Source organism: Coleofasciculus sp. FACHB-712, from assembly GCF_014695635.1.
In the GTDB taxonomy this organism is placed as follows: domain Bacteria; phylum Cyanobacteriota; class Cyanobacteriia; order Cyanobacteriales; family FACHB-T130; genus FACHB-T130.
This window is the reverse complement of record NZ_JACJOQ010000241.1, coordinates 1-3616: the sequence shown is the minus strand read 5'-3', so window position 1 is coordinate 3616 and position 3616 is coordinate 1. Positions and strand designations below refer to the sequence as shown.

Annotated in this window: 3 protein-coding genes; 1 reads left to right on the top strand and 2 read right to left on the bottom strand. The window is 47.6% G+C overall.

Features of this window, described 5'->3' with window-relative positions; all coding sequences use genetic code 11:
- Positions 1–372: 372 nt before the first annotated feature.
- Positions 373–1020, bottom strand: coding sequence for an HAD family hydrolase (locus H6F50_RS06980; protein WP_190427876.1), 648 nt, complete (start codon positions 1018–1020; stop codon positions 373–375).
- A 277-nt stretch (positions 1021–1297) separates the two neighbouring features.
- Positions 1298–2491 carry an NAD(P)/FAD-dependent oxidoreductase gene (locus H6F50_RS06975; RefSeq protein ID WP_190427874.1) on the bottom strand — a complete coding sequence of 398 codons (1194 nt, stop codon included), beginning with the start codon at positions 2489–2491 and terminating at the stop codon, positions 1298–1300.
- Between the two features lie 212 nt (positions 2492–2703).
- Between H6F50_RS06975 and H6F50_RS06970 the strand changes: the two genes are divergently transcribed.
- Positions 2704–3616 (top strand): phytanoyl-CoA dioxygenase family protein (locus H6F50_RS06970; protein ID WP_190427871.1); only part of this gene is annotated, 913 nt, incomplete at its 3' end.

Here is a 3616-nt window from a genome sequence, read left to right as displayed (position 1 = left end):
ACTATCATCATAAATTTTACCTTCATAGGGTTTATGCGATCTTGATGCCGAAGACCAAGAATTTCTAAACGTCTTAGGCGGTTCAATGACATCAGCCAATATTCTCTTGACTTCTTCTGAATCTAGATTAGTTGTAATAGTGAAATTTTCATAAGGTAGAAAAGACATCTATGACTCCTTGTTGACGAGTTACGCGATCGCTTCAAGCAAGTAGAAATGATGCAGTAGCATGGCTCGATTAGCACAGTTGCTCTTGAGTTACGATGGTAAAACTACAGGCAGTAGCACTTGAGAAAAACGATTGCTGACCGTATCGCGCTATACGTGGCTTTTCACTGCCACAACTACACTGTTACATCATGTCCTAACCCTCTACTCAGTGCGCTTTAAAAAAATGCCCTTGAGTCCCGCTGCTTTTGCTCCTTGATAATCCTCTTTATGACTGTCGCCAATGTGCCATGCTTCCTCAGGCGAACAGTTATGTTTCTCCAACGCAGCGGCAAAAATTTTGGGATTGGGTTTGGCAGCACCGATTTCCGAGGAAATGGTGACAGAGGTAAAAAATTCAATTAAATTCAGTGATTGCAAAACCGAGTAGATACGGGAATCGAAATTTGACAATACACCCAGCTCAATTTCCATTTCCCTCCATTTTTCCAAAGCTATAAGAACATCGGGATAAACAAACCAAGGTTCAGCGGTGGAGAAGTAGGCGTAGAGTTCGTCAAAAAAATTGGAAAAGTCTGAAAATTGCGGCAAGACGCCTACCTGTCCAAATGTAGAAAGCGCGATCGCTTTCCACCATTCAAATTCCCGATCCGGTATTTCTTGGGATTCTGCACCTAGAAAAACTGGCGGTGGTGCGGCTTTAAAGCTTTGGTAGAAGGCTGGATTCACCACCTCGGCAGAGACTTGGACGCCAAACCGACTAGCGATCGCGCTATACGCCTCTCCTACACTACCTCTTACACCAAACATGGTGCCCACGGCATCGAGAAAAATAACTTTGGGGCGCTTCATGCTACCTTAGCGTTCCATCTCAAGATCGCAAACCCAACAAAACCAGCGATTAGATTCATCATCATGTCATAAATCCTATCTCAGTATTGATGCTCCCACAGCTCTACTTCCCTAAAGCCGTGGGAGCGTCAATTCCTTCCTCAATTCCTTCCTAAACGTAAGGGCACGAGACAAAGCCTCGCGCCCCTACATGAGAATCTAAGAGATAAATATAGTGAAACTGTATAAGTGGGCATTGCCCACCTTTAACTCCAAGCCGATGACCCCTCATTCCGGATTACTTCGAGAACATTTCCAACAAAGGTTGGGCAATCCAATTGAATCCGACTTTCAACTGATGGTTGAGCGTTGGCATCCGATACAGATACGCCAGACGCCGGAAGAGATAGGCGAGGGAACCATCCAGCTTTACTCCCATGCCGGTGAAAGTGGCGTTATCCGTCCCCAAGGTCATGATTTCGCCGAAACTCTGATAGCGGAAGGGAAGCAAAGGACGCCCGGTTAGCGACGCCCAGATATTCCAGGCAGTATAATCTGATTGCTGGAAGGCAGACTGGGCAGTTGCCGGTATTTGCTGACCGTCAGCGTCGCGAGCGTCCGAAAGGTCGCCAAGGGCAAAGATTTCTGGATAGTCAACCACTTGTAGAGTCGGCGTAGTGGTAATTTGACCGCGTTGATTGTGTTTTAGTTCGAGCGATCGCACTGCCTCTGCCACTTGCGTTCCCACCGTCCACAGCACTAAATCCACTGGGATTGGGTCTACCTGTGCTTTGTACACTAGCGAGATTGTAGTCGGTGACATCGACTCTACTGCCGTGTCCAAATCAATCCACACACCCCTTTCTTCCAAAGCTTTTCGCGCCGCTTCCCGATTAAAATCTGGCGATGTTCGGAGAATCATATCAGCTTGTTCAATTAACCGAATGCGACCTCGTTCGCCAAGGCGATCCGCCAACTTGCACGCCAATTCAACGCCACAATAACCGCCTCCGACAATGGCGATGCGAATTTTATCCGTTTCCGACTCTTCCAAAATTCTCAGCCGTTCTTCCAAGCGGTAGGCGTGAGCAATCGTCCGGAAAGGAAACGCATATTCAGCTGCCCCTGGCACCATATCTAGGGGCGTCTCTCCACCTAAAGCTAACACCAAGCGATCGTAGGAGAAGGCAGGGCCATCGTGCAAATGTACTAGCTTTTCCTGGATATCTATTCCAGCCACAACACCCTGACAGAAACGCACACCCGTGTTCGCTAGAATCTCTTGAAACGGCGGAGCAATTTCCCAAGTTTGCAGTTCCCCGGTGAGTAGTTCATACAGCAGCGGTGTGAACAAAAAGCGGTCATCTCGATCCACCAGGACAATTTCCGGACGTTCCGACTTTTCCCAAGGCAACTGGCTCAAGCGCAGGGCAGTGTAGAGACCGCCAAAGCCGCCACCGAGGATACAAATGCGTGTAGGTTGCTGGGTCATGGTTCTAGTGAGTGGGCGATTCAAGCGCAGGGCAACTACCTTACAGGATAGCAATACAATCCTTCAAGCAAGTGGGTTGTCCAATTATGTGATTTGATAACGTTCGTCTGAGCGCTGGCGCTGGGGCGGCAGTAGCCTCGCACCTCTCGTTCCTAGGCTGCTGCCTGATAACGAGAATAAGATGTGAGAATAGCAACTTTAAATACTGAGTGATGATCCTCTTACCTGAGAAAACCGTCCTCACTTCTTTATGTTACGAACTTGATTGCAGCAGCGAAGCTTTTGGTTATTTAATCGATTCTTCAGATTTAATCAATCAGCCTCAAAAACTGCGCCAGCGGATGCAACAGGACGGGTATTTATACCTTCGGGCACTTCTAAATCCCCAAGAAGTTTGGCAAAGTCGTCAGGAAATTGCCGAACGCTTAGCCGCAGAAGATTGTCTCGAACCCGGACACCCGATTCTAGAATGCGTGGCAAAACCGGGATTAAAAATGCATTTTAGACCCGATTTAGCAGCCCAAAGTCAGGCAATTAAAAAACTGCTTTATTCGGGTCGAATGATGGAATTTTATCAAGTTTTTTTAGGCGGAGATGTCCGACCTTTCGATTACACCTGGTTAAGGGCAGTTGCCCCCGGTCATGGTACTTATGCTCACTGCGATATCGTGTACATGGGGCGGGGAACTCATGACCTTTACACAACTTGGACACCGTTGGGCGACGTATCTCTGGAGATGGGAGGGCTGATAATTTTAGAAAACTCGCATCGGCTGGAAAGGATTAAAAACGATTATGGGCGCAAGGATGTAGATAGTTATTGTTACAACCGAAAGACTGCCCAATTGTATGCATCTGGTGAAAAGTGGTGGAATGGGGCGTTATCAAAAAACCCAGTTTCTCTGCGAAAAAAATACGGAGGGCGCTGGCTAACCGCCGATTTCAAAGCTGGAGATGTTTTGATATTCGGTATGTTTACAATTCATGCCAGCTTAGATAACCACTCTCAACGAATTCGGCTTTCTTCAGATAGCCGTTATCAGCTAGCTTCGGAACCCGTGGATGAAAGATGGGTGGGGAGCAACCCTGTTGGTCACTCAGCCGCAGGGAAGCGAGGTCGTATCT